The sequence below is a fragment of the Billgrantia zhangzhouensis genome, assembly GCF_021404465.1.
In the GTDB taxonomy this organism is placed as follows: Bacteria; Pseudomonadota; Gammaproteobacteria; order Pseudomonadales; family Halomonadaceae; genus Halomonas; species Halomonas zhangzhouensis.
Genome location: NZ_JABFTT010000013.1, coordinates 1 through 23,290 on the forward strand (window position 1 = coordinate 1; position 23,290 = coordinate 23,290).

A 23,290-nucleotide genomic window follows, 5' to 3' on the forward strand; every position below is an offset into this window, starting at 1 on the left:
TGGCCGACAGCCTCAGCGAGAGCGCGGTGCAGCACCACGCCGAGCCCCTGGACGCCCGCGCCCACCTCAAGCAAGCCGGCGACGACACCCAAGGCCGCCATGGCCAGCGCGGCGGAGCGGGCGAAGCCGACCACACCACCGCCCAGGGCGCCAGCCAGGGCGGGCGTGGCGAAGCGGCCCGCCTCGAGGCCCCCTGGCTGCAACTGGCCTCGCCGGCGGGGATCGCGCTGAGCACGCCCGAATCCACGCACTTGGCGCAGGGGAAATCGCTCAGCGTGACCAGCGGGGAGGACATCAACCTGGCCACCGGGCGCAGCCTGATCGCGGCCCTCTCCGAGCGACTCTCGCTGTTCGTGCAGCGGGCGGGTATCAAACTGTTCGCCGCGCGGGGCAAGGTCGAGGTGCAGGCACAGAGCGACGCGCTGGAGCTGACTGCCGAGAAGGACGTCAAGGTCACCTCGACCGAACAAGGCATCGAGCTGAACGCGGCCAAGGAGATCCTGCTGGTCTGTGGCGGCGCCTACGTGCGGATCAAGGACGGCAACATCGACCTTCACGCCCCCGGCAAGATCGACGTCAAGGGCGCCCAGCATCTCTTCGGCGGCCCGGCGAGCATGGATGGGCCCTTGCCCGAGTTGCCCGAGGGAGAGTGTGAAAAACAATTTGCCAGTGCCGACCAGGCGTCTGCCGGAACTGCACCGGTAGGACATTGAGCATGTCGCAACATCGACAGCAGCACACAGAGGATCAGCCTGTCGTCAAGATGGCAGGCGCGCTCACGGTGGATCTTCTGGCGTCCTTCCCATTCGCACTGCTCAACCCATTGCGGGTACAGGAGCAGGACTGGCGGGATCTTCCCGTTCAGGCTCTCGAAACGGTGCCGGCTCCCGTGCGTTCTCACCGGCTGCCTCAATTGGTCGACCTGGGCAACGTGGCGGCATCGCAGCACGGTGACCTCATCCGCCGCGCCGAGCGTTACCGCAAGCGCGGCATCGCCTTCTTCTCGGCGTTCCTCGCCAGCGAAAAGAGCCTAGAACATACGGCCGCCCACCTGAACCGACAACTGCTGCAGCGCCGTCCTGGCGACCGTCGGTATTGGTGGCTGCGTTACTACGACCCCGACGTATTCCGTCATCTGCTCTGGCTGTTGTCCCCCGAGCAGTTCGCCCGGTTGCTGGGGCCGATCACCCAATGGTCCTGGCCCGATGCCCGTGGCAAATGGAGAATCGTCGAGCGTATCGGCGCCAGACCCTCCATCGACTGGCTGGCCCTGACTCGCCAGCAATGGAGCAGCCTCGACCGCTTTGCCGCCCTGAACCAGAGCCTGCGCCGACTGGCGACGGCGGTTCCGCAGTGGCCACAGGATACGGCCCACTGGCAATGGCTGGACGCCACCATGCGGTATGTGGACGAGACCTTCGGGCTACCGGTGGAAGACCAGCAGAGCCTGGCGGAGAGCGCCGCCGAGCATCACCCCGATCTCGCCACCCACCCAGGCATACGCCACCTTCTGGAGCAGGCCGCCCTGGGCGCGCCGGGCTTCGCCGAGCGCCTGAGCCATCTGGACGAGATGGCCTGGAGTACCATCATTTCCGACCTGAGGAGCACGACATGAGCAGTGACAGCGGCCGCCCGGATTGCAACTTCTGCGGTGGCGGCGGATTGCCCATCCTGCCGGTGCGTTATGCCGTGGCACGCAGCGATGCACCGAGTACCGGTGCCCCCAGGTTACCGCAAGACCTGCAGGACGACAGCGTCTCCCGCACCCCCCTGCCAAACGGCCAGCACTATACGCTGCGGCTCCTGCGGGAAGGATTCCTCTACCTCTTCGACGCGGCCAGAGAGTGCTGGCAGGGCTATCAGGTGACGCGAGACGGGTTTCTCGGCCGCTACATCGATATCACCCAGCGGGAACTGCTGGCGCTCGACCCCGATAAGCCGGGAGAGTGGGATGCCGGCATCAATGCCCCCCTCCTGGACGATGACTTTCCCTGCCGCGCCAATCCGGAGCATGTCTATCCGGGCCGCTGCGTCACGCTACCGGCCGCCGCAGAGGCCGGCGACCTCTACATGACGTTTTCCGACGACCGCTGGACAAAGCGCGTCTGGAAGGAGTACGCCACCAACCACGACGGCCGCCGCGACACCATGCGCCGTCTCTCCCTGCCGCGCTGGAAGGCCGGTGACGCCCCCCATGCCAGGCCCCTGGCGGAACTCGGCGACTGCCTGGCGGAAGCCGCCTTCCCATGGGCCCCGCATCGCCCTCGGGAAGAGGAGGCGGACGATGCCACCGAGGTCCATGCCCTGAGCCACAGTCTGGCGCCGGTCAACGGCATGCGCCACGATCTCGACGGCTTCCTGCGCTGGGCGGCACGGCAGGCCGAACCCAGCGGCCTGGCGCCCGCCTTCTTCGTGCTCGACGACCCTGCCGGCGTGACCAGCGACCTCGCCGGCCTGCTCGAGGTGCGGGAGGAGGAGTTCAACCAGCGCGAGCCCCTGCACCGCCCCTTCGTCACCGCAGGCGTCATCAACGCACTGCGCGATGGCCACGAGGAGCGGGGCAGGCTGCAGCATGTCGACGACATCGTCGAGCAACGGCTCCGCGATGAATACTACAACAGCTACGGCGGGCCCCCCGGCATGGAAGCCAACATGAAGACTCGCTTCGAACACCGCCAACGGGAAAACGCCGACTTCCGCCAGGAGGTCGAAGCCTTCCGGCTCGGCGTCATCGACGCCATCAGCGATGAGGAACTCGAGGCCAAGGCCGATGCCGAGTGGCGGAAATACGGCGATAAGCTACGTGACGGCGAACCCGACAGGTGGATGCAGGACACCTACCGGCCTGCGCTGGCGGCCTACGACGCCGAGACCATGCGGCCGCTGGTCGAAGCGTATCTGGCCTGGCTGACCGGCGGTGCACTGCTTGACTACCTGAACAGCCGCTTCGATGACCGCGACATCGAATCGGGCGTCGCCTTCGTTTCCGTCGTCTCCGCCGCGCTGCTGGGTACCCAGAGCTACGCGCCGGCCTTCACGCAATACGTGGAGTGGCTCGCCTCCGAGGACATCGCCAACGACAACCTGCTGCTCCGGGCGCTATGCCTCAACCAGGAGACGCTGCGGCAGCAGATGCTGTCCGCCGTCGACGCCGCGGCGGGCGACCCGCCCGAATCGGGAGACGCCTTCGGCACACTCCCCTGGAGCACCCTGATCGCCAGCTTCGTCGGCCTGACGGAGGGGCTGCCCGACGAAATGGTCTCGCCCGCCTGGCTGGTCGGCCGCCTGCTCGGGCCGATGATGAGCACAATCAACGGCGAGCGCCTGCCCCGCCCCCTGCTGGTGGCCCTCGGCGTGACCGCCGGGCAGCCGGTGCGTGTCTTCACGCAGCACCGCACCACGCTGAGCCAGGCGATCCCCGCCCTGGGCGACGAACTACAGCGCCTCTACCCCCAGCTCGAAGGCGTCGACCGGCAGCGTTTTCAGCGCAAGCTGGAAGTCGAGACACGCTCGCTGCGGCGGATGGGCAACGCCGCCGCCGGGCGGCAGGACATCACCTTCGCGGTCCGCCGGATCGAGCTGGGCTCGCTGAGCGACTACGGCGGCTCCGAGACCCGGCTGATCAATCAAGCCATGGGCGCGCTGGAGCCGATGTCGGACATTGGCAGCCAGGGGGGTACCGGCGAAAAGCTCGCCACGCTGATGGCCAATCGCGAAGTCTCGGCGGGGGTGTTGAATGCGTTGTTCGCCATCTGCGCCTTCAACAGCTACCTCTCGACCATGCACCGGCTGCAAGACACCACGACCCGCCAAAAGGGGCGCCTGATGGGCGCGGGGCTGGCCGCCGCCGGGGCCGGACTGGAATTGATCGGCGCGACCCTGAACCAGGCCCAAAGAACCTTCGTGACGTCGAGCCATCTGTTGGTTAGCGCGCAGCATCGCGCCCTGCGACTGGGGCTTCGCTTAGGGCTGGCTGGTGGCGTCACCTTGGGTGTGATGGATGTGTGGGAGGGTATTGAAAAATTTGGAGATAACCAGCCAGTGATGGGGACGCTATATATGTTTTCTGGAGGAAGCACCGTCTTGGCAAGCTTTGCTGTATTTTTTGCTGGTTTGAGTGCTGTTGCCAAAGTAGCTGGTGGCACTGGCCTGCTTGTTGCTTTGCCAACGGTCGCCCTATGGTGGGCAGCCGGGGTGCTCGGCATTATTGCCATTGGGACAGCGATTGCGATCTGGTGGTTTACCGAGGATGCCCTACAGGAGTGGCTGGCCGAATGCGCCTTTGGTGTGCGCGGCGAACTAGGCTTGGGAACGGCAGCGCTGGAAGGTGAAATGCAGCGCCTCAAAGCCATCACTCAGGAAGGAAGCTAAGGATGCGCACCACATCCAGAGATTTTTACAATCTCTATATACGGGCTAATTGGGGATTCTCCAGCACCCTATCGAAGATACGAGGCTTCAGTAAGAACAACCCGCCACTGGCGAAACAGCAGAGAGTGCCGGGTATTGACGCCGGGTGTTTCAATGATTCGGTGATCGCAATCAATTCAACCTTTCTAGAGATAGTCGACTCTGGGAATCGGCTACGAGGCATAACTGCAGCTTTTGCCTTGGCGGGGACGATTCCTGCACTGGCTGGTTTGGCTGGAGGAGGCTATGGCATTTTCGTATATGGAGATCGGTTTCCATTAGGCCTCTACATTTTTTTAATTATCGCCTTGTTGTTGATGACGTGCTTGGGGCTCCCCCTTATAAATGCTCTAATCCGCTGGGAAATGTTCCGTAAGACCCACTACCCTATGCGCTTCAACCGGGTCGACCGCAAGGTCTACGCCTGGTCCCAGGACATGGGCGTAGTCACCATGAACTGGGACGACATTCATTTTTATCAAAGCAAGGCGTCCGCCTCGGAAGAGCGTCGCGGTATGGGGCGCGAGGAGATACGGGGCTATGTCAAGGACGCAGATGGCAACATTCAGCACCACCTGGTCTTCTTTAAATACGAAGGGGCCAAGATGATGCGTGGTGCGCTGGAAATCTGGGAGCTGGTGCGCCGCTATATGGAGGAGCCTGACGGCCATATCCAGGCCTACCGGGTCGATCAGCGCGTGCTGGCGCTGGAAGGGCGGCGCGAGGGTTTTTTCGACTCCCTGACCCAGGCAACCCGCCTCATGGCTGACTCGCCGATCTTCCAGGTGGTGTTCGCCTTGATGGTCGCCTGGGCCGGTACCGGCCGCATCCTCGCCAAGTGGACCTGCCGGGTGCCGCGCTGGCCGGCCTGGGTCGAGGAAGCCTGCCGGGTGGCGCCGGATGACCCTTACGTGCGCAATCGCCACAACGAACGCCCGCTCAAGGCAAGCGAAGTCCTCTGGCCATTGTTCTGCTTCCTGCTGGGCTGGGCGGAGGCGCTGACAATCTTCTACTTCCTGTTTCGGGGATACTTTTGAGCCGTTTTCCCTCAAGGGCAGGCATTGCCGGTGTGCTGGGCGTAATCGCCATTGCAGCGGCCCTCGCCATCTGGTGGTTTACCGAGGATGCTCTACAGGAGTGGCTGGCCGAATGCGCCTTTGGTGTGCGTGGCGAGTTGGGGTTGGGAACGGCAGCGCTGGAAGGCGAAATGCGGCGCCTCGAGGCCATCACGCAGGAGCAACGCTGACATGCCATCCACGGCCAGGGACTTGTATAATTTATATATACGCGCCAATTGGGGCTTCTCCAGCACCCTATCGAAGATACGGGGCTTTGGTAAGCACAGCCCCTCACTCGCGAAAAAACAGAAAGTGCCGGGTATCGACGCTGGGCGCTTCAATGACTCGGTGATCGCGGTCAACTCCACTTTCTTGGAGGTCGTCGATTCTGGTAATCGGTGGCGAGGCATCCATTCCACCTTCGGACTTATGGGAGCTGGTCCTCTCCTTTTTGGCCTGGGAGTTTTGCTGTATATACTGACGCACAAAAGCGGAGAAATACCCCTCCCTATTATTATTTTTTTTTGGCTTTCTCTTTTTATATTAGTCGTATTGGTTTTACCTGTAGCAACCACCCTTGTTCGCTGGGACATGTTCCGCAAGACCCACTACCCCATACGCTTCAACCGGATCGACCGCAAGGTCTACGCTTGGTCCCAGGATATGGGCGTGGTCACCATGAACTGGGACGATATCCACTTCTATCAAAGCAAGGCGTCCGCCTCGGAGGAGCGTCGCGGTATGGGGCGCGAGGAGGTGCGGGGCTACGTCAAGGACGCAGATGGCAACATTCAGCACCACCTGGTCTTCTTTAAATACGAAGGGGCCAAGATGATGCGTGGTACGCTGGAAATCTGGGAGCTGGTGCGCCGCTATATGGAGGAGCCGGACGGCCATATCCAGGCCTACCGGGTCGATCAGCGCGTGCTGGCGCTGGAAGGAAGGCGCGAGGGCTTTTTCGATTCTCTGGTTCAGGCGACTCGTGTCATGGCCGACTCGCCGATCTTCCAGGTGGTGTTCGCCTTGATGGTCGCCTGGGCCGGTACCGGTCGCATCCTTGCCAAGTGGACCTGCCGGGTGCCGCGCTGGCCGGCCGGGGTCGAGGAAGCCTGCAGGGTGGCGCCGGATGACCCATACGTGCGCAATCGCCACAACGAACGCCCGCTCAAGGCAGGCGAAGCCCTCTGGCCATTGTTCTGCTTCCTGCTGGGCTGGGCGGAGGCGCTGACAATCTTCTACTTCCTGTTTCGGGGATACTTTTGAGCAACCTTAGGGGGAGCCACATGCGGAGAGTGACTCTATTGATGATGCTGTCAGGCGTCGCGTGCGCGTCGGACGACGTGGGGATTGCAGAAAAGGATAGTGGCTTCTGCGGCACGGGGGGAGCGGAGAGAGGAGAAGTGCAATGTTCGACTCCGGCGACGGTGTGATTCTGTTGGGTGACGCCACGACCCATGGTGGCCGGGTAGTCAGCGCCCAGTCCAACTATCAGGTGAATGGCAAGCCGGTGGCGGTGGTGGGCGACAAAGTGAGCTGCCCGAAAAAAGGGCATGGGGTATGCAGTATCGTCGAGGGCCACCCCACCATCACGCTCGATGGCAAGCCGGTGGCCTTTCATGGCTGCCATACCTCGTGCGGGGCGAAGCTAATCTCGTCGTCTAGCAATGTTCATTGTGTTGGATGAATTCACAGGCGGCTGTCGTGCTAGGGCGAGCATTCATGGCTGAGCACGTCAAGGACGTCGCCTTCGTAGGTGAAGTACGAGTAAGAACTGACAGGCTGCTCTTGTAACGTAGGCCAGTGTTCTGACTTGAATTTCTAAATCTGGCAAAGCGGCGGCTGAGGAGGGTGTGCGACGTCAAAATTGTTATGTTATAACTTATCCTTTTCAGGAGAGAGACCCATGTCGGCCAACTCCGAGGCGCAGCAATTGCTGGCCATGCCCGAAGAGGCATACATGAACGCCACCCAGCTCGATTACTTCCGGGGCCGTCTCCTGGCCGAACAGGCCGAGGTGGAAGGGCATCTGGAGGAGGTGCGTAAGGCCATTGGCGACAACGAGCGCAGTGGCGACGACCTCGATCGTGCCGCGGTTGAGGAGGAACTGCGCCTGCTGTTGCGCCAGGCCGACCGCGAGACGCGACTGTTGCGCAAGATCCGCCAGGCGCTGCGACGCATCGAGGAGGGCGACTACGGCTACTGTGCCGAGACCGGTCAGCCCATCGGCCTGCCGCGCCTGCTGCTGAGGCCGACGGCAGAGCTATGCCTGGAGGCCAAGGAGCGCCAGGAGCAGCGTGAGCATCACTACAGCAAATCGAGAGGAGACCAATGATGACGAGTGACCTGTTGCCCGTAACTGTGCTGTCCGGCTTCCTCGGTGCCGGCAAGACCACTTTGCTCAACCATATCCTGGCCAATCGGGAAGGCCGTCGCGTGGCGGTGATCGTCAATGACATGAGCGAGGTCAACATCGATGCCGCCCTGGTGCGGGGTGGCCCTGGCAATCAAGACGGGGAAGTTGCCCTCAATCGAGCCGAGGAGCGGCTGGTCGAGATGAGCAACGGCTGCATCTGCTGCACGCTGCGCGAGGATCTGCTAGTGGAAGTGAGCCGCTTGGCGCGGGAAGGCCGCTTCGATTATCTGGTCATCGAATCGACGGGCATCTCCGAGCCGTTGCCGGTGGCGGAGACCTTCACCTTTGAAGATGAGCAGGGACAGAGCCTCTCCAGCGTTGCTCGATTGGACACCTTGGTCACGGTAGTCGATGGCGCCAACTTCCTCGAGCAGTACTACGCGGCGAAGTCTCTGGCCGAGGCGGGTGAGAGCCTGGGCGAGGAGGATCACCGCAATGTGGCCGACCTGTTGGTCGACCAGATCGAGTTCTGCGACGTGTTGTTGATCAGCAAGACAGACCTGATCGACGAAGCGCGGCTGGCAGAGGTGCAGGCCGTATTGCGCTCGCTCAACCCCGACGCCGAGCTGATTCCCATGGCGCAAGGTCGGGTGGCGCTCGACAAGGTGCTCGATACCGGCCGCTTCAGTTTCGAGCGGGCCCAGCAGGCGCCGGGCTGGCTCAAGGAGCTGCGTGGCGAACACGTGCCTGAAACCCAGGAGTACGGCATCTCGAGTTTCGTCTACCGTGCCAGGCGACCCTTCCACCCACAGAAGTTTCACGACCTCTTGCATGGCGACTGGTTCGGCGGCAAGCTGCTGCGGTCAAAGGGGTTCTTCTGGCTTGCCACGCGGCCGCAGTTTGCCGGGCAGTGGAGCCAGGCGGGCGGTATCGCCCACTACGGCTTCGCTGGCATGTTCTGGAAGGCAGTGCCCGAATCGCGCTGGCCCAAGGATTCAGAGAGTCGGGCTTATATCATGGAGCAGTGGGAAGAGCCTTTTGGCGACATGCGCCAGGAACTGGTCTTCATCGGGCAGAATCTCGACGAGGCCAGGATACGCCAGGCGCTGGACGACTGCCTGATCGGTCCTGCCGAACTGGCGGATGGCCCTGCGGGCTGGGCCTCTCTGTCCGATCCCTTTCCGGCCTGGGAGCACCCTGACAGGATCGGGTAAGGCAGGCATGTCATACCGGTTGTTTAATAAACCGATCTTTGATGAAAGCCGCCGAAAGATAGCAAAAAACTTGCTATTCCGGCTGTAAAGCGTTTCGCTAACCGCCATACTGAGGCTAGGTCCGCTTTAGAAACGGACTACAGGGGAATTACAAGGGAACCAGAGGTGTTCGTCATGCGCTCCTACAACCGACACTACCTCGGTGTGGCCATCTTTTTTCTTCTTTGCTTTCAACTGTTGACAGTCAGTATGGCGCAGGCCAACCCCCGCTACGCGGCCATCGTGATCGATGTCGAGAGCGGCGACGTGCTACATGCGGCCAATGCCGATGCCACTCGCTATCCTGCCTCGCTGACCAAGATGATGACACTCTACCTGCTGTTCGAGGCGCTCGAGAATGGCAGCATGAGCCTCGACCAGGCGCTGCCGGTATCGTCCCATGCCGCTTCGATGCCCGCCTCCAAGCTGTGGCTCGCGGCGGGTAGCACCATTTCGGTCGAGGATGCCATCAAGGCGTTGGTGGTGCGTTCCGCCAACGACGTGGCCGTGGTGGTGGCCGAGGCGCTGGGTAATACCGAGTCGGGGTTTGCGCGAATGATGACCCAGCGTGCCCAGGAACTGGGCATGGCCAGCACCGTGTTCCGCAACGCTTCGGGCCTGCCGGACAACGCCCAGGTGACGACGGCGCGCGATATGGCCACTTTGTCGATTCGCGTGATGCAGGACTTCCCGCAGTACTACCACTACTTCTCGACCCAGAGTTTCACCTACCGCGGCACCACCCATACCAGCCACAATCGGCTGGTGCGCAACTATGCCGGTGCCGATGGACTGAAGACCGGCTTCATCCGCGCTTCGGGGTTCAACGTGGCGACCTCGGCGATACGCGACAATCGCCGTATCGTTTCGGTGGTAATGGGGGGCTTTACCGCCGCCTCGCGCGATACTCACATGTCCGACCTGCTCGACCGTGGCTTCGCTCGGCTCTCCATGCTGCAGCGAGGCGACTGGATCGCTCGGGCCGATGTGCTGGGCGATCGAATGGAATTGCCGGATAGTCCGCCTGCATCGGCTCAGCAGTTGGCGGCTGCCCCGGCGTCGCAGCCTCAGCCGGCCAGCTCCGAATCGGAGCGGCGCTACTCCTTCCAATCGGAGGTGGGAGTCGAGATGGGCTCCGCCGACGATCCGATCCGTGCCCTGATCGCTCAGGCCGATGCGCCGCAACGACGCGCCGGTGGCAACTGGGCGGTACAGGTCGGAGCCTTCAACAATCCCGATCAGGCCCGCTACCTTGCTTCTCGTGCGGCCGACCAACTGGCCAGCCTGCTCAGCGAAGTTCGTGTCTCGGTGGCTGAGTCGGGAGGAGATCAACGCGTCTTCCGCGCCCGGTTGGTCGATCTGCAGGAGAGCGATGCCCACTCCGCCTGCAACAGCCTGCGTGCCCAGGGTATGGACTGCATGGTGGTGGCTCACTACTGAAGCAGCGTTTCAAAGTCATTTCGACAAATGCCATTACGACATCGCCCCGCGGATGCGGGGCGATGTCGCTTCTTCTCATGAGTCGCTCAGGCCAGGGCCGCTTACAGGCTCCGCGGGTGCGTTATTGGCATCGCCCGGGACCGCGAGGTCGGCTATGTTAGGGTGTCGATCCATGCACCAATAAGGGGCAGTTCAACGGGGAGGGGGCATGTCGCCGTCTTTGAAGGGAATTCTTTTCATGTGTGCCGGTGTGCTCTGCCTGGCCATTGGCGATGCCATTGCCAAGTGGCTGGGCGAGGTACACTCGCCGTTGCAAATCATCTTCTTCCGCACTTTGGTTTCGCTGCCGTTGATCGCCGTGCTGGCATACTTCGGTGGCGGATTGACCAAGCTACGCACTCGTCGGCCCGGGGTTCACCTGGTGCGCGGGCTGATTTACACCGGCACCATGGGCTTCTTCGTACTGGGGTTGACCATGCTGCCGCTGGCCGAGGCTACGGCCATCGCCTTTGCTGCACCGCTATTCGTCACGCTGCTCTCGGTGCCGTTGCTCGGCGAGCGGGTCGATCACCAGGTCATGGCGGCTTCGCTGCTGGGCTTTGCCGGTGTGATGGTGGTGGTGCGGCCGGGTGGCGAGGGCTTCCATCCCGGTGCGTTGGTCATGCTGGCCGCGGCGGTTTTCTATGCGCTGCTGATGATTACCTCACGACGCTACGGTGGCCGCGAGCATCTTTGGGCGATGGTGTTCTACATCACCCTGGTGCCGCTGGTGGTCTCTTCCGTCACTCTGCCATGGGTCTGGCAAACGCCCCATCCCTGGCATTGGCTGGGCTTCCTCGGTGCCGGGGTCATTGGGGTGGGTGCCACGGCCTGCATCACCATGGCCTTTCGCTTAGCTCCGGCGGCCATCGCCGCACCGTTCGACTATACCGCCATGCTATGGGCGGTACTGCTGGGTTGGTGGTTCTGGGGCGAGGTGCCCGATGTGTGGGTTTTCGTCGGCAGCGCTCTAATCATCGGTAGTGGCCTGGCGATCGCCTATCACGACCGCCGGACCACGCTGAAGCGTCGCCCCACCTCGTGAGGAAGCACAGCACAAATGCCTGCGCGAGTGAATCGCTGCGTTGCGCGGTGCGCGGAATCCTCACATATACCCCATATGCTCCGGTTCCTGTGCTCCGTGCGCCTTGCGCTTCATCTCGCTCGTCGATTTGTTCAGTGCTTCCCTAAGTGCCCGATCCTCTAGTCTACGTCTGGCTGGTCTGGTTGAGCCTCCAGCGCCGCCAGTGGCGGGCCACCAGGCCATGCTTGGGCGCGGCGAGCAGTGCGACGAGGAAGAGTCCTGAGGCGACCAGTACGATGGCGCCGCCAGAGGCGACGTCCAGCCTGACCGAGAGCACCAGTCCCACCACGGCTGAGATTACGCCGACGCTGACCGAAATCGCCAGCATGGTGGTGAAACGATCGGTGAGCAGGTGGGCCGTGGCGCCGGGGGTGATCAGCATCGCCACCACCAGGATGATGCCGACGGTTTCCAGGCTGGCGACGATGGTCAGCGTCAGCAGCAGGATCAGGCCGTAGTGGATGATGCTGGTGTTGAAGCCCAGCGCCTGGGCCTGCTGCGGATCGAAGGTATAGAGCAGCAGTGGGCGATAGGCCAGCCAGATGACCAGCAGCGCCACCAGGCTGGCCACCAACGTGAGGATAAGCGCCGAGGTCTGCACGCCCAGCACGTTGCCGAAGAGGATGTGCATCAGGTGCGTGCTGGTGGCGATCTTGCTGATGATCACGATGCCCAGCGCAAAGGCGGCGGTGAACATCAGCCCCATCGCCGCATCCGACTTGATGCGGGTGTGCCGCTCGATGGCGCCGATGCCTAGCGAGGTCAGCGCTCCGGTGACGAACGCGCCGATGAAGAACGGCCAGCCCAGCAGGTAGGCGATGGCCACGCCGGGCAGCACGGCATGGGAGATGGCGTCACCGAGCAGCGACCAGCGCTTGAGCACCACGTAGCAGGAGAGCAGCCCGCAGATCGCCCCTACGAGCACCGAGGTGAGCAGGGCGCGCTGCATGAAGCGGTATTCGAAGGGCGCGGCCAGGCTGTCGGGCAGCAGGTTCACCACCATCATCAACAGGGCGGTCAGGGCATCGATCGTGCCCAGCGCCAGGCTTTCAAGCGGCAACACGCGCACCTCCGGGCGATGCTTCGAGGACACCTACCGCCAGGCGCGCCAGCATGGCGTCGCTGAGCATCTCGTCCGGCGAGCCCATGCCGACCAGGGTGCGATTGATCAACAGGACGTTGTCGGCATACAAGCGGGCGCTGGGCATGTCGTGGGTCACCATGATGATCGTACGCCCGGTGCTTCGCTCGCGCTCGAGCGTGCTCAGTATCAACGCTTCGCTGGGTGGGTCTACCCCCGCCAACGGCTCGTCGAGCAGCAGAATCCTGGCCTGTTGTGCCAGGGCGCGTGCCAGCATCACGCGCTTCTTCTGGCCTCCGGAAAGCTCGCCGATGGGACGTGCGGCATGGTCGGCCATGTCGACGGCTTCCAGCGCGGCCTCCACGGCCTGGCGGTGGCTGGGGTTGGCCCACTGTCTCGGTAGCAGCCGCTGCCATAAGGGATCATGGCGCATCAGGCCGTAGCGGCCGGTCAGCACCGTGTCGCGCACCGAAATGGGGAAGTCCCACTCCATGCGCTCCTGTTGGGCCATGTAGGCGATGCTGCCGGCCCTGCGCTGCGAGGCTGGACTCTGGCCCAGTATCTTCAGCTCGCCACGCAGCGGTGCAAGGCTGCCGATCATCAGGTTGAGCAGGCTCGACTTGCCCGCGCCGTTGGGACCGACGATCGCCGTCCACTGCCCTTGGGGCAGCGAGAGGGAAATGTTTTCGAGCACGGGCCGCTGGTGGTAGGCCGCCCACAGCCGGCGTGCTTCGAGCGCGGGATCCGAATCAGTCATGATCGCCTCCCAGAGCTTCGATCAGCTGCGCCACATTGTGGCGCAGCATGGCAGGATAGTTCGGCGCCTCGCCGTCCGGCTCGCTGAGGGAGTCGACATAGAGAGGGCCGGCAATCTGAACCTCGGTTTCATTGGCCACGCTGCGCACGTGACGATCGGAAATGGTGCTCTCCCAGAAAATGGCGGCCGGTTTCCGCTCTTCTATCTTGTCGACGATACGCATGATCTGTCGCGGCGAGCCTTCTTCCTCGGCATTGGTGCCCCAGATGCCGTCGTGCTCGAAGCCGAAGGCATCGGCAAAGTAGACGAAGGCCGCCTCGCTGGTAATGAGCAGGCGCCGCTCCTCGGCCAGTTCGGCAAGAGAGACGTCCAACTCCTCGTGCAGGTCGTGCAGCGACTGGCTCAGCGCCTCGGCGCGTTGCCGGAAGGCTTCGGCATCGTCCGGCCGAGCCCCGGCAAGAGTGTCGGCGATCACCCGGACGTATTCGGCGGCGGCGCGTGGATCCATCCACATGTGCGGATCGGTTTCGCCGGCGAGTTCTCCGGTAGAGATCGGCTGGGTGGCATAGCCGCTCTCCTCTGCCAGGGCGACCAGCGGTACGCCGTCGCCCACGGTGGCTTCGACCTGGCCGATCCACTGTTCGAGGCCATAGCCGTTGTAGAACACGACTTCGGCCCTCTCGAGGGCGATGAAGTTGCTCGGCACCAGTTCCCACTCGTGTACTTCTGCGCCGACCGGTGTCAGCACCGCCACCTCGGCGGCATTGCCCGCTACCTCGCGTACCAGGTCGCCCAGCACGGAAAAGGTGGCCGCCACTCTGAGCGGGGCCTCCTCGGCATGAGTCGTCGTGAACGGCAGGGACAGCGCAAGAACGCTGAGCAGCTTCACTCCCTTGGGAAGGGGCATCGATCGATCTCCTTTAGCGCGGGCCGCCCTTTGTCGCAGGCCGTTGAAGCATGGTTGTTTCGTTTCAGTGAGTTTCTAAGTGTATGGCTAGTATTTTAGCCAAGGTTAAGTTGCAGGATAGTAGAAATTCTCTATCGGGCGCCAGTTGCTGCCCTATCAGGACTTTGGCTATATTGGCGCGATGACCGACTCCCCGAACGATGTGACGCCGGATCGCCTTTGCAAGGCGGATGCCCTGCCGCCCAGCGACCAGCATGCGCAGCAGTACGCTGCCGTGCGCAACGCTCATGAAACCGAGCTTCTCGAAGATTACGTAGAGCTGATCGCCGACCTGCTGGAGCATCAGGGTGAGGCCCGCGCGACGGATATCGCTGCCCGTATGGGCGTCAGCCAGGCCACGGTGTCGAAGACGGTGACCCGACTCAAGGCGCTGGGGCTGGTCTCCAGCAAGCCCTACCGTTCGCTTTTCCTGACCGAGAAAGGGGAGGCGATGGCGGTGATGTCCCACCAGCGACATGCCATCGTACTGCAGTTTCTGCGTGCCCTCGGGGTCAGCGACCGCACCGCGCGTATCGATGCCGAAGGCATGGAGCACCACGTCAGTCAGGAGACTCTGGACATCATGCAGCGCTTCGCTCGCGAGCAGGAGCGCCGCGGCTCCTGAGTCGGTGCCGTGACTGCCCGTCACTCACCATGCTTTCAATCGACGAAGAACGCTTGGGCGGCGGCTTCGGGGTCGGGCTGACCGCAGATCGCCGACACCACGGCCGGCCCCTTGGCGCCAGCCCCCCGCACATTCCCGGCATGCTCCGCCTTGAGCCCGCCAATGGCCACCGCCGGTAGCGGGCTTGCCGCCACCAGAGCGGCCAGGCCGTCGAAGCCCAGCGGTGTGGCGTGGTCACGCTTGGTCGAGGTGGCGAATACCGGTCCGAAGCCGAGGTAGTCGAGCGCAACCGGGTCGAGGCGGGCAAGCTGCGTATGGTTCTGCACCGAGAGGCCGAGAATCGCCCCTTCGCCCAGGGCGCTCCGGGCCACGGCCACGTCACCATCATCCTGGCCGATATGCAGCCCGTCCGCGCCGCTCTCCACTGCCACCGCCAGGCGATCGTTGATGATCAGCGGCACGCCGCTGCCAGCCAGCGCGGCCTTGAGACGGCGTGCCTGATCGATCATTTCGCCATCGGCAGCCTGCTTGTCGCGCAATTGCACGACGGTGACCCCACCACGCACCGCGGCCACCACGGTCTCCACCAGGCCATGGCGGGCGCAGAGTTCGGGGTCGGTTACCAGATAGAGAGAAAGATCGAGAGGCATGGTATCACCGCTGTGATTTGAAGGCCCTTCATCTTACCTGTGCTGACGAAAGAGTTCAGGGCGCGGGGCCGGCGGCACCTAAAAAGCGATCCTGCCAGTAATCGATATGCAGCGGCACGCTGGTGACCTCGCGCCCGCTACCTGGAGCATGAATCATCTGGCCATTACCGCGGTAGATACCGACATGGGTGGCCTTGCGCCGGTCGCCGAAGAACAGCAGATCGCCGGGCTGGGCACGATCGACGGCGGGCAGTGTCCGGTACTGCTCGTCGGCGGTACGCGGAACCTTGATGCCGGCCGAACGATAGGCCATTTCCACCAGCCCGGAGCAGTCGAGCCCCTCCGGCGTATTGCCGCCCAGTCGATAAGGCGTGCCCAAGGCATTCTTGGCGGTGGCGAGTATCAGGGCGCGTTCGATGGAAAGAGCGTCGCTGCGCGGGTCGTGGGTGGCCAGGTCGCGGCTGGCGCAGCCGGCCAGCAGAGTCAGTGCCAGCAGGCAGACCAACTGGCATAAAGAGCATCCAGCGAGATGGCTGAACAGCCTCAGCGTAAGCGGGCTTGACGGGGATGAGGTCGGCATCGGCGGTCGCTCTACGCAGCAGTATTTTTCCTACTTTAGCGCGAACGGGGAGCGTATTGCAGCGGCTGGCGGCTGGAAAAACCTCAAAGCGACCCGCATCATCGAGAGCCCATGCCACAGCCTAAGGTAAGGAGAGAAGCATGAGCTTCAAGGGAGAGCAGTATCCCGGCGTGCAGGTGCCCACGGCGGATTCGCAGGGCTTTCGCCTCAACCACACGATGCTGCGGGTCAAGGATCCAGAGAAGTCACTGGCTTTCTACACGCGAGTGTTCGGCATGCAGGTCATGCGCCGCCTCGATTTCGAAGAGATGGGGTTTTCGCTCTATTTCCTGGCCAAGCTGGATGAAAACGAGCAGGCACCCGAGGAGGAAAGCGAGCGCACGGTATGGACCTTCCGCCAGAAAGGCCTGCTCGAGCTGACCCATAACTGGGGCACCGAGAGCCAGGACGACTTCGCCTATCACGATGGTAATGCCCAGCCCCAGGGCTTTGGCCATATCTGCTTCTCGGTACCGGACCTCGAGGTCGCCGAGGCGTGGTTCGATGCCAACGAAGTGGAATTCGTGAAGCGCTCCGACCAGGGCAAGATGAAGGACGTCGTGTTCGTCAAGGACGTGGACGGCTACTGGATCGAGGTGGTCCAGGCTGATCGCCTGGGAGCGCTGGGCGACTGAGTACCCAGGCTCACGTAAGCAGCGACGCCGCCCATGGGCGGCGTCGGCACTAGAGCTAGAGTAACGGGTCGCGATCACTCCTCGTCGGGCAGGCCGCCGAGCTCCTCGATCAGCGCCTTGTAGCCCTCCACCTGGTCGCGCAGGGTCTGGGTCACTTCGTCTTCGGGGAGGTAGGTCACCGGCATCAGGATGCGCTCTTCGGTGATCTCGATGAAGCGCTCGTCCTGGGTGGCGGCTTCCAGCGCTTCGGCCAGACGCTCGACGTGGGCGTCCGGAGCATCCTTCGGCACCATTACCACGCGGATTTCGGCGGCATTGATGTCGTAGCCAGCCTCCTGCAGGGTCGGTGCATCGGGGAAGGCCACCAGACGATCTTCGGCCAGACTCAGCAGCACCGGCATCTCGCCGGTCTCGGCGTAACCGGAGTGGGTGCCGCCGCTGTAGCCGAAATCGACGTCACCGGAGAGAATCAGCGGCGCCATGCCGGCACCGCCGGAGGTGGGCACGATGCGCAGGTCGAGCCCTTCCTGACGGGCGATGTACTCGATGATCATGCGATCCAGGGCGGTCTGAGTGGCATAGCTGGTGCCCGGGTTTTCCCGTGCGTACTCCACCAGTTCCTCCCAGCTGTCGCCGAAGGGGCGATCTTCCCCTGTCACCATGGCCGACTGGCCCAGGGTCACGCCGGCCACGTAACGGAAATCGTCAAGGTCGTAGGTGGTCTCGGTGGAGAGCGGGCCGAAGGTGATGGTCATCGAGGTGCCGAAGACGAAGGTATAGCCCTCGTCGGTGTTGTTGGCCAGGCGGGCCAGGGCCACGCCACCGCCGGCGCCAGGCTGGTTGACCACGTTGACCGGCTGGCCGAGCTCGTCTTCCAGCACGTTGGCCAGCACGCGGGCCTGGATGTCGGTGGAGCCGCCTGCGCCGAAGCCTACCACCAGCGTCAGCGGCTTGGTCGGAAACTCATCGGCCTGGGCCATGCCGGCTGCACCGAAGGCCACGGCGGAAGAGAGAAGGGCGGTACCCAGCAGTTTCATTTTCATGCGTCGAACCTCGTAGTTACATTGTTGTGGTGGTTAGGTCGGCCAATGCCGGTTTCGGGTTCAACTGCCTGCCGCCTTCAGCCGCTTCTGCCGCCACTGGCGGTAGCTGCTCCAGGCCAGGTGCAGCGTCATCAGCACGGTGAAGACGACGAAGGCCAGAGCGATGGGGCGGTCAAGCAGAATGGCGATGTCGCCGCCGGAGAGAATCACTGCCTGGCGCAGGTTCATTTCCAGCATCGGCGTGACGATGAACGCCACCAGAAAGGTGACGAAGGAGTAGTCGAACTTCTTCAGGAAGTAGCCGAAGATGGCGAAGGCAAATACCGTGACAAGGCCGAATGTGCCGTAGCCCTGTACCTGAATGCCCGCCAGGCAGAGAAAGATCACCACCGGGATCACGATGTGCGGCGGCACGCTGGTGACCTTGGCGAAAATGCGCAGGCCGTACCAGCCCACCGCCAGCATCAACAGGCTCGCCACGATCATCCCCGAGAACAGGGTGAACAGCATCTCGGGATGGTCGCGCAGCATCAACGGCCCCACCTGGATGCCGTGGATCATGAACGCCCCGACCAGCAGTGCCGCCGACACGCTGCCTGGAATGCCCAGGCCGAACAGCGGAATGTAGCTGGCCGGGATCACCGCATTGTCCGCCGCCTCGGCGGCAGCGATGCCGTTTGGATTGCCCTTGCCGAAACTGTCCGGATCCTTGGCGCTGCGCTTGGCCAGGCCATAGGCCATGAACGCCCCTACCGATGGCCCCAGCCCCGGCAGGGCACCAACGAAGGCCCCCACCCCGGTACTCTTGAAGATCGTCGGCAGGGTGCCCTTGAACTCGCGGAAGGAGAGGTTGTCCTGCTTGTCCTTGCCCAGCTTGATCACGCTGGCGCCCCTGTTGCGGCGATACTCATCGAGCTGCACGAACATCTCGGCCAAGGCCAGCGTGCCGATCACCAGCGGCAGGATCGGCACTCCCTCCATCAGCTCGGCATGACCGAAGGTCAGGCGTGCCGCGCCCGTTTCGGGATCGAGCCCCACGGTTCCGAGAATCACCCCCATGCCGCCGGCCGCCAGGCCCTTGAGGAACGAGCCCCCCGCCATACCGGCGATGAACACCAAGGCAAAGATCAGAATGGCCGCCAGCTCATAAGGACCGAACTTGAGCGCCACCGAGGCGAAGGGAATCGCCACCGCAATCAACAGCAGCGTGGCCAGGAGATCGCCGATCACCGAGGCCAACAAGCCCACCTTGAGCGCCTTGCGCGGCTTGCCCGCCCGCGCCATGGGAAAGCCGTCCAGGCAGGTCGCCGCCGACGACGGCTCGCCCGGCGTATTGAGCAGAATCGCCGACACCGCACTGCCCGCCGCGGTGCCTTTGGACAATCCGATCAGAAAGGCGATGGCCGCATAGGCCGACATGTAGAAGGTCAGGGGAATGGCAATGGCGATTGCCACCGCCCGATTGAGACCCGGGATCACCCCCACGATATAACCCAGCAGCACCCCGCCGAGAATGATCGCGATCGACTCGTAGTGCAGCGCCGCGGCAAATGACGCAAGAATGGCATCGAACCCGATCATCTCACACCACTCCGATGCGCATCAGATGCGCCGTTAACCCATACAGCCCGATGGCGGGAATCATCGCCGTCAGCAGCACCACATACCAGCGCCGCTCGCCCAGGACCAGCAACAGCGAGCCGATCAGGAACGGCGCTACCCAGGTCAGCGGGAAACGATCCACCAGCACGATGAAGGCAAGCACGAAGAGAAACGGCCAGGTCTGATGCCACAGATACCCCGGCTTGGGCAGGCGGAAGAACGGCAGGCGCTGGCGGATCAGTGCAATAGCGCTGAGCAGTACCAGGGCCAGGGCGCAAACGAGCATGATCCAGGCGCCGAGAGTGGCCAGGGTACGAGGATGCATGCCGACGGCGAAGCCGCGTCCGCCGTAATGGGGCACGACCCAAGTGAGCAGCAGCACCGCGAAGGTGGCGACGCCCAGGCCGGACCAGAAGTTCATGCGTAATACGGTATGGTTTTCGGTCATTTTATTGTTCGGCGCCGATCCGGTATGAGGGAAGCGGTTGCGTTGGAAAAGGATTGAAACAATTCCAGGCCTGGGTGGGATTTGGCGCTACGTTGCACTCTGATGCAGATTCTGCGAAGGTAAGTGCGCCAGACTGCACCACCCTGCATGGCGCATCGGGAGCCCACATGCACGACGACTTTGTCGCCAACCTTCGGCTGCTATGCAGCTATTACCCCTCGATTGCCGAGGTATGCCGTCGGCTGGAGATCAATCGCGCTCAGTTCAACCGCTACCTGAATGGGCGCTATCGGCCCCGGCATGCCGCCATGCGGCGCCTCTGCGCTTTCTTTGGAGTGGAAGAGCACGAACTCTATCTGCCGCATGAAAACTTCATTTCTCTGGTTCAGGCGGGACGGCTGCTGCGTGAGCCGTCGCGCATGGAAGGCGTCGGCTGGCCGGAGGCGTTATTGCAGCACGGCCGCGAGGGCATGGCTCGCTACCTGGGGCGCTACTTCGAATACTACCACTCAATGGCTCAGCCCGGGCATGTCATACGTACGCTGGTGTGTCTGGAGGAACGGGAGAGCGGCGTCGTCTATCAGCGCACCGAGCGCATGCAGGGTGCGAATCAGGCTCGACCCTGCCACAACCGCTACACGGGGGTCGCGGTCAAGCTCGCCGACCGTATCTTTCTGACCGATTACGAAACTCTCAACGGTTATGAAGTGACCCATACCATTCTGTTCCCGACCTTCCAGAGCCAGGTAACACGGCTGACCGGGCTTCGGCTCGGCGTGGCGGACAATAGCGAGCGCATGCCCTGCTGCGTGCGGGTGCTGTTCGAGCGGATCGATGAGCAGGTGGGGCTGCGCCGGGCGCTGTCGCAGTGTGGCCTGCTCCCTCTCGATGCCCCTGGCCTGGATGCCGCGCTGCTGGCGGCGGTGCGCAACGACGTGGCACCGGGCGAGCCGCATTTCCGGGCGCGGCACCAGCGGGAGTTCTAGGCGAAGGCGTAGACATCCATGGCCAACACCCCATGCTCCACGCTGTGGTGCAGGCGACTGGCTTCGCCGCCCGCGCCCAGCGCCACCAGCAGCGGCTGGAAGTGCTCCGGCGTGGGGTGGTTGCGCCGTGCCTGGGGCGCGGTTTCCCACGCCAGCAGCGCATCGCGTTCGCCGCTCGTCAGCTTGCCGTGTACCCAGTCGGTGAACTCGCCGACCCAGGCCGGCGTCGGTGCGCCCTGCACCTGAATCTCGCTGAGGTTGTGGGTCAGGCTGCCCGAGCCGATCACCAGCATGCCTTCAGAGCGCAACACTGCCAGTGTTGCGCCGATCTCGACCAGCGCCTGATTCGACCAGGTCACTGGCAGCGACAGCGACACCACCGGCACGTCGGCGGCAGGGAACATCAGCGACAGCGGCACCCAGGCACCATGGTCCAGGCCTCGCTCCACCGGCACGGCATTGAGCGTGCGGGCCAAGCGCAGGGCCAGCTCGGGGTCGCCCGGTGCCGGGTACTGGCACTCGTAGAGCTCACGAGGAAAGCCGCCGAAGTCGTGGATGGTCTCGGGTCGCTGGCTGACGCTCACCAGCAGGCGCTCGCTGGCCCAGTGGGCAGAGACCACTACGATGGCCTTGGGCGAAAGACCGGCGCCGAGTTCACGCAGGAAGTCATGGGCCGGCCCTGGGGTGAGGGCCAGCATGGGCGAGCCGTGGGAAATGAACAGGCTGGGCAACATGGCATAGCTCCTTGGCAAAGCTCCTCGAAGGCTGGCGCCGCGGGGCGGCGCCAGGCAGTGGGCCAGTTCAGGCAGAGAGGTCAGGCGAAGCGACGGCTGACGATGAAGCTGCCGCTACCGAGGCCGGCCTGGACCAGCAGGGCGATGATCCAGAATACCGGGAATTCCCAGCCGCCGCCCGGGTTGGAGAAGACCCAGCCGTTGCCGATATGGACCCAGGCGGCGCCGAGCAGGATGGGCACCAGGGCCAGGCTTACCCAACGGGTGTAGATACCGAGCATCAGCGCCAGTCCGCCGCCGACCTCGGCCAGAATAGTCAGGTAGGCAATGAAGCCGGGCAGGCCGAGCGACTCGAAGTAGCCCACGGTGCCGGGCACGGTGAAGACGAACACCTTGAGCAGGCCGTGAGCCAAGGCCATGACGCCGAGTGACACGCGCAGCAGGGCGGTGGCATGGGCTTGAGATTGTGTTTGTGCGGCGTGAGGCAATGAAGCGGCAATCGGGGTAGCGGTGGTTGGCATGGGAAGAACTCCGTTGTTGTCAGGGATGCCTTCACTCTACGCCGCATTTTTATTGGGATAATCATCCTGTTGTGAACAACTTTATTGCGTAATGGGCGACAATCCTATGTCCCGCTCCCATTCGGGTGGATCGCCCCAGGCTTCGGCAAGGTAGTCGAGCAGCCGTTCGACCTTGGCCGGTAGGTGACGTCGCGCCGGGTAGACGCCGTAGATTCCCAGCATGACCGGCTCCTCGTTCTGCAACAGCGGTACCAGGCGCCCCTGGCGGATGCTCTCGGTGATCAGAAAGCTCGGCTGATGGGCGATGCCCAGCCCGGCCTCGGCGGCCTGGGTCAGCACGTCGCCGTTATTGCTCTCCAGCGGACCATGAACCGTGAGGCGCTGCCCGCCGAACTGCCATTCGCTGCCGCCGATAGTGCGATAGCGCAGGCAGTGGTGTTCGGTCAGTTCTGCGAGCGTTCGCGGTTCGCCGAATCGGACCAGATACTCAGGGGAAGCGCACGGCACCAGGCGACAGCGCGCCAGGCGCCGCGCCACCAGGCTGGAGTCGGGCAGGCTGCCGATGCGGATGGCCAGATCGTAACCCTCCTCCAGAAGATCCACGCGGCGGTCGTTGAGATCGAGGCGTACCTCGAGCGCAGGGTGCTCGAGCATGAAGCGCGTGATCAGCGGAGAGAGAAAGCGCGTGCCGAAGGACATCGGGCCGTTGACCCGTAGCCGGCCTCGCACTTCGCTGGTGCCGGCGCCCAGCTCGGCCTCGGCCTCATCCAGCGCTTGCAGGATGCCTTGGACGCTGGCCAGGTAGCTCTCACCGGCTTCGGTGAGGTGCAGCCGCCGGGTGGTACGCTGCAGCAGGCGCACGCCCAGGTGGCTCTCGAGTTCCATGATCAGGCGCGAGATACGCGTGCGCGAGAGATCCAATGTTTCCGCCGCACGGGTGTAGCTGCCGAGTTCGGCGACCCGCGCGAAGGCGGTCATGGCATCCAGCAGGTTCATGGGCCCTCCT

25 protein-coding genes are annotated in these 23,290 nt (G+C 63.4%); 14 read left to right on the top strand and 11 right to left on the bottom strand.

What is annotated here, in order from left to right; all coding sequences use genetic code 11:
- From HOP51_RS16190 to HOP51_RS16240, 11 genes are all read left to right on the top strand, one after another.
- The coding region (locus HOP51_RS16190; protein ID WP_234274951.1) for a DUF2345 domain-containing protein at nt 1-713 on the top strand (713 nt) is incomplete at its 5' end.
- 2 nt (nt 714-715) lie between these two features.
- Nucleotides 716-1,615 (top strand): DUF4123 domain-containing protein, encoded by a 900-nt coding sequence (locus HOP51_RS16195; protein ID WP_234274952.1) that lies wholly within the window; start codon nt 716-718, stop codon nt 1,613-1,615.
- Nucleotides 1,612-4,371, top strand: a complete 2,760-nt coding sequence (locus tag HOP51_RS16200) for a T6SS effector BTH_I2691 family protein (protein ID WP_234274953.1) — start codon at nt 1,612-1,614, stop codon at nt 4,369-4,371. Before HOP51_RS16195 ends, HOP51_RS16200 begins: the two co-directional genes overlap by 4 nt.
- Before the next feature lie 2 nt (nt 4,372-4,373).
- Nucleotides 4,374-5,447, top strand: a complete 1,074-nt coding sequence (locus HOP51_RS16205) for a DUF6708 domain-containing protein (RefSeq protein WP_234274954.1) — start codon at nt 4,374-4,376, stop codon at nt 5,445-5,447.
- The gene (locus HOP51_RS16210; RefSeq protein WP_234274955.1) at nt 5,444-5,656 is read left to right on the top strand and encodes a hypothetical protein; all 213 of its coding nucleotides are present in this window, start codon (nt 5,444-5,446) and stop codon (nt 5,654-5,656) included. The genes HOP51_RS16205 and HOP51_RS16210 overlap by 4 nt, the downstream gene beginning before the upstream one ends.
- A 1-nt stretch (nt 5,657) precedes the next feature.
- Nucleotides 5,658-6,731 carry a DUF6708 domain-containing protein gene (locus HOP51_RS16215; protein ID WP_234274956.1) on the top strand — a complete coding sequence of 358 codons (1,074 nt, stop codon included), beginning with the start codon at nt 5,658-5,660 and terminating at the stop codon, nt 6,729-6,731.
- A 142-nt stretch (nt 6,732-6,873) separates the two neighbouring features.
- The gene (locus tag HOP51_RS16220; RefSeq protein ID WP_234274957.1) at nt 6,874-7,152 is read left to right on the top strand and encodes a PAAR domain-containing protein; all 279 of its coding nucleotides are present in this window, start codon (nt 6,874-6,876) and stop codon (nt 7,150-7,152) included.
- 219 nt (nt 7,153-7,371) lie between these two features.
- Nucleotides 7,372-7,800: an RNA polymerase-binding protein DksA gene (dksA, locus tag HOP51_RS16225; RefSeq protein WP_234274958.1), complete on the top strand. Its 429-nt coding sequence runs from the start codon at nt 7,372-7,374 to the stop codon at nt 7,798-7,800.
- Complete coding sequence (zigA, locus tag HOP51_RS16230; RefSeq protein WP_234274959.1) at nt 7,800-9,035, top strand: zinc metallochaperone GTPase ZigA; 1,236 nt, start codon at nt 7,800-7,802, stop codon at nt 9,033-9,035. The genes dksA and zigA overlap by 1 nt, the downstream gene beginning before the upstream one ends.
- Nucleotides 9,036-9,209: 174 nt before the next feature.
- On the top strand, nt 9,210-10,514 hold the full coding sequence (locus HOP51_RS16235) for a D-alanyl-D-alanine carboxypeptidase (RefSeq protein ID WP_267957779.1): 1,305 nt from the start codon (nt 9,210-9,212) through the stop codon (nt 10,512-10,514).
- A 208-nt stretch (nt 10,515-10,722) separates the two neighbouring features.
- On the top strand, nt 10,723-11,598 hold the full coding sequence (locus HOP51_RS16240; RefSeq protein ID WP_234274961.1) for a DMT family transporter: 876 nt from the start codon (nt 10,723-10,725) through the stop codon (nt 11,596-11,598).
- A 163-nt stretch (nt 11,599-11,761) separates the two neighbouring features.
- Here HOP51_RS16240 and HOP51_RS16245 read toward each other — a convergent pair whose 3' ends face one another.
- The 3 genes from HOP51_RS16245 to HOP51_RS16255 are packed head-to-tail and all read right to left on the bottom strand — an operon-like array spanning nt 11,762 to nt 14,382.
- Nucleotides 11,762-12,643 carry a metal ABC transporter permease gene (locus HOP51_RS16245; protein ID WP_234275085.1) on the bottom strand — a complete coding sequence of 294 codons (882 nt, stop codon included), beginning with the start codon at nt 12,641-12,643 and terminating at the stop codon, nt 11,762-11,764.
- 43 nt (nt 12,644-12,686) lie between these two features.
- Nucleotides 12,687-13,475, bottom strand: coding sequence for a metal ABC transporter ATP-binding protein (locus tag HOP51_RS16250; RefSeq protein WP_234274962.1), 789 nt, complete (start codon nt 13,473-13,475; stop codon nt 12,687-12,689).
- Complete coding sequence (locus HOP51_RS16255; RefSeq protein WP_234274963.1) at nt 13,468-14,382, bottom strand: metal ABC transporter solute-binding protein, Zn/Mn family; 915 nt, start codon at nt 14,380-14,382, stop codon at nt 13,468-13,470. The genes HOP51_RS16250 and HOP51_RS16255 overlap by 8 nt, the downstream gene beginning before the upstream one ends.
- 181 nt (nt 14,383-14,563) lie before the next feature.
- Between HOP51_RS16255 and mntR the strand changes: the two genes are divergently transcribed.
- Nucleotides 14,564-15,046, top strand: coding sequence for a manganese-binding transcriptional regulator MntR (mntR, locus tag HOP51_RS16260; RefSeq protein ID WP_234274964.1), 483 nt, complete (start codon nt 14,564-14,566; stop codon nt 15,044-15,046).
- A gap of 35 nt (nt 15,047-15,081) precedes the next feature.
- Here the strand turns inward: mntR and thiE are convergent, their stop codons facing one another.
- Nucleotides 15,082-15,696, bottom strand: a complete 615-nt coding sequence (gene thiE, locus HOP51_RS16265) for a thiamine phosphate synthase (protein ID WP_234274965.1) — start codon at nt 15,694-15,696, stop codon at nt 15,082-15,084.
- A 55-nt stretch (nt 15,697-15,751) separates the two neighbouring features.
- Nucleotides 15,752-16,276, bottom strand: coding sequence for a C40 family peptidase (locus HOP51_RS16270; RefSeq protein WP_234274966.1), 525 nt, complete (start codon nt 16,274-16,276; stop codon nt 15,752-15,754).
- A gap of 140 nt (nt 16,277-16,416) precedes the next feature.
- On the opposite strand from HOP51_RS16270, the gene gloA reads away from it, so the two are divergent.
- A complete protein-coding gene (gloA, locus tag HOP51_RS16275) occupies nt 16,417-16,950 on the top strand; it encodes a lactoylglutathione lyase (RefSeq protein WP_234274967.1) in 534 nt (177 codons plus the stop codon).
- Between the two features lie 74 nt (nt 16,951-17,024).
- Here the strand turns inward: gloA and HOP51_RS16280 are convergent, their stop codons facing one another.
- Genes HOP51_RS16280 through HOP51_RS16290 form a run of 3 tightly spaced genes read right to left on the bottom strand, consistent with a single transcriptional unit; the run spans nt 17,025 to nt 20,043 of the window.
- The gene (locus HOP51_RS16280) at nt 17,025-17,993 is read right to left on the bottom strand and encodes a Bug family tripartite tricarboxylate transporter substrate binding protein (RefSeq protein WP_234274968.1); all 969 of its coding nucleotides are present in this window, start codon (nt 17,991-17,993) and stop codon (nt 17,025-17,027) included.
- Nucleotides 17,994-18,053: 60 nt separating this feature from the next.
- On the bottom strand, nt 18,054-19,574 hold the full coding sequence (locus HOP51_RS16285) for a tripartite tricarboxylate transporter permease (protein WP_234274969.1): 1,521 nt from the start codon (nt 19,572-19,574) through the stop codon (nt 18,054-18,056).
- 1 nt (nt 19,575) lies between these two features.
- Nucleotides 19,576-20,043: a hypothetical protein gene (locus tag HOP51_RS16290; RefSeq protein ID WP_234274970.1), complete on the bottom strand. Its 468-nt coding sequence runs from the start codon at nt 20,041-20,043 to the stop codon at nt 19,576-19,578.
- Between the two features lie 167 nt (nt 20,044-20,210).
- Here HOP51_RS16290 and HOP51_RS16295 point away from each other — a divergent pair, with 167 nt between their 5' ends.
- Nucleotides 20,211-21,029 carry a helix-turn-helix domain-containing protein gene (locus HOP51_RS16295; protein ID WP_234274971.1) on the top strand — a complete coding sequence of 273 codons (819 nt, stop codon included), beginning with the start codon at nt 20,211-20,213 and terminating at the stop codon, nt 21,027-21,029.
- Here the strand turns inward: HOP51_RS16295 and HOP51_RS16300 are convergent.
- The 3 genes from HOP51_RS16300 to HOP51_RS16310 all read right to left on the bottom strand — a co-directional run bounded on the left by HOP51_RS16300 (nt 21,026) and on the right by HOP51_RS16310 (nt 23,280).
- Nucleotides 21,026-21,763, bottom strand: coding sequence for a DODA-type extradiol aromatic ring-opening family dioxygenase (locus HOP51_RS16300; protein ID WP_234274972.1), 738 nt, complete (start codon nt 21,761-21,763; stop codon nt 21,026-21,028). The two genes, HOP51_RS16295 and HOP51_RS16300, sit on opposite strands and share 4 nt — an antisense overlap.
- A gap of 80 nt (nt 21,764-21,843) precedes the next feature.
- A complete protein-coding gene (locus tag HOP51_RS16305) occupies nt 21,844-22,284 on the bottom strand; it encodes a DoxX family protein (RefSeq protein WP_234274973.1) in 441 nt (146 codons plus the stop codon).
- An 81-nt stretch (nt 22,285-22,365) separates the two neighbouring features.
- A complete protein-coding gene (locus HOP51_RS16310; protein WP_234274974.1) occupies nt 22,366-23,280 on the bottom strand; it encodes a LysR family transcriptional regulator in 915 nt (304 codons plus the stop codon).
- Between the last annotated feature and the right edge of the window lie 10 nt (nt 23,281-23,290).

What these genes read in the sequence shown, in the direction of transcription:
- HOP51_RS16255 (WP_234274963.1), bottom strand. Translation starts at nt 14,382, where the DNA reads ATGCCCCTTCCCAAGGGAGTGAAGCTGCTCAGCGTTCTTGCGCTGTCC.
- HOP51_RS16195 (WP_234274952.1), top strand. Translation starts at nt 716, where the DNA reads ATGTCGCAACATCGACAGCAGCACACAGAGGATCAGCCTGTCGTCAAG.
- gloA (WP_234274967.1), top strand. Translation starts at nt 16,417, where the DNA reads ATGAGCTTCAAGGGAGAGCAGTATCCCGGCGTGCAGGTGCCCACGGCG.
- dksA (WP_234274958.1), top strand. Translation starts at nt 7,372, where the DNA reads ATGTCGGCCAACTCCGAGGCGCAGCAATTGCTGGCCATGCCCGAAGAG.
- HOP51_RS16285 (WP_234274969.1), bottom strand. Translation starts at nt 19,574, where the DNA reads ATGATCGGGTTCGATGCCATTCTTGCGTCATTTGCCGCGGCGCTGCAC.
- HOP51_RS16290 (WP_234274970.1), bottom strand. Translation starts at nt 20,043, where the DNA reads ATGACCGAAAACCATACCGTATTACGCATGAACTTCTGGTCCGGCCTG.
- HOP51_RS16270 (WP_234274966.1), bottom strand. Translation starts at nt 16,276, where the DNA reads ATGCCGACCTCATCCCCGTCAAGCCCGCTTACGCTGAGGCTGTTCAGC.
- thiE (WP_234274965.1), bottom strand. Translation starts at nt 15,696, where the DNA reads ATGCCTCTCGATCTTTCTCTCTATCTGGTAACCGACCCCGAACTCTGC.
- HOP51_RS16205 (WP_234274954.1), top strand. Translation starts at nt 4,374, where the DNA reads ATGCGCACCACATCCAGAGATTTTTACAATCTCTATATACGGGCTAAT.
- HOP51_RS16200 (WP_234274953.1), top strand. Translation starts at nt 1,612, where the DNA reads ATGAGCAGTGACAGCGGCCGCCCGGATTGCAACTTCTGCGGTGGCGGC.
- HOP51_RS16245 (WP_234275085.1), bottom strand. Translation starts at nt 12,643, where the DNA reads ATGATGGTGGTGAACCTGCTGCCCGACAGCCTGGCCGCGCCCTTCGAA.
- zigA (WP_234274959.1), top strand. Translation starts at nt 7,800, where the DNA reads ATGACGAGTGACCTGTTGCCCGTAACTGTGCTGTCCGGCTTCCTCGGT.
- HOP51_RS16250 (WP_234274962.1), bottom strand. Translation starts at nt 13,475, where the DNA reads ATGACTGATTCGGATCCCGCGCTCGAAGCACGCCGGCTGTGGGCGGCC.
- HOP51_RS16220 (WP_234274957.1), top strand. Translation starts at nt 6,874, where the DNA reads ATGTTCGACTCCGGCGACGGTGTGATTCTGTTGGGTGACGCCACGACC.
- HOP51_RS16310 (WP_234274974.1), bottom strand. Translation starts at nt 23,280, where the DNA reads ATGAACCTGCTGGATGCCATGACCGCCTTCGCGCGGGTCGCCGAACTC.
- HOP51_RS16300 (WP_234274972.1), bottom strand. Translation starts at nt 21,763, where the DNA reads ATGTTGCCCAGCCTGTTCATTTCCCACGGCTCGCCCATGCTGGCCCTC.
- HOP51_RS16295 (WP_234274971.1), top strand. Translation starts at nt 20,211, where the DNA reads ATGCACGACGACTTTGTCGCCAACCTTCGGCTGCTATGCAGCTATTAC.
- mntR (WP_234274964.1), top strand. Translation starts at nt 14,564, where the DNA reads ATGACCGACTCCCCGAACGATGTGACGCCGGATCGCCTTTGCAAGGCG.
- HOP51_RS16235 (WP_267957779.1), top strand. Translation starts at nt 9,210, where the DNA reads ATGCGCTCCTACAACCGACACTACCTCGGTGTGGCCATCTTTTTTCTT.
- HOP51_RS16280 (WP_234274968.1), bottom strand. Translation starts at nt 17,993, where the DNA reads ATGAAAATGAAACTGCTGGGTACCGCCCTTCTCTCTTCCGCCGTGGCC.
- HOP51_RS16215 (WP_234274956.1), top strand. Translation starts at nt 5,658, where the DNA reads ATGCCATCCACGGCCAGGGACTTGTATAATTTATATATACGCGCCAAT.
- HOP51_RS16305 (WP_234274973.1), bottom strand. Translation starts at nt 22,284, where the DNA reads ATGCCAACCACCGCTACCCCGATTGCCGCTTCATTGCCTCACGCCGCA.
- HOP51_RS16240 (WP_234274961.1), top strand. Translation starts at nt 10,723, where the DNA reads ATGTCGCCGTCTTTGAAGGGAATTCTTTTCATGTGTGCCGGTGTGCTC.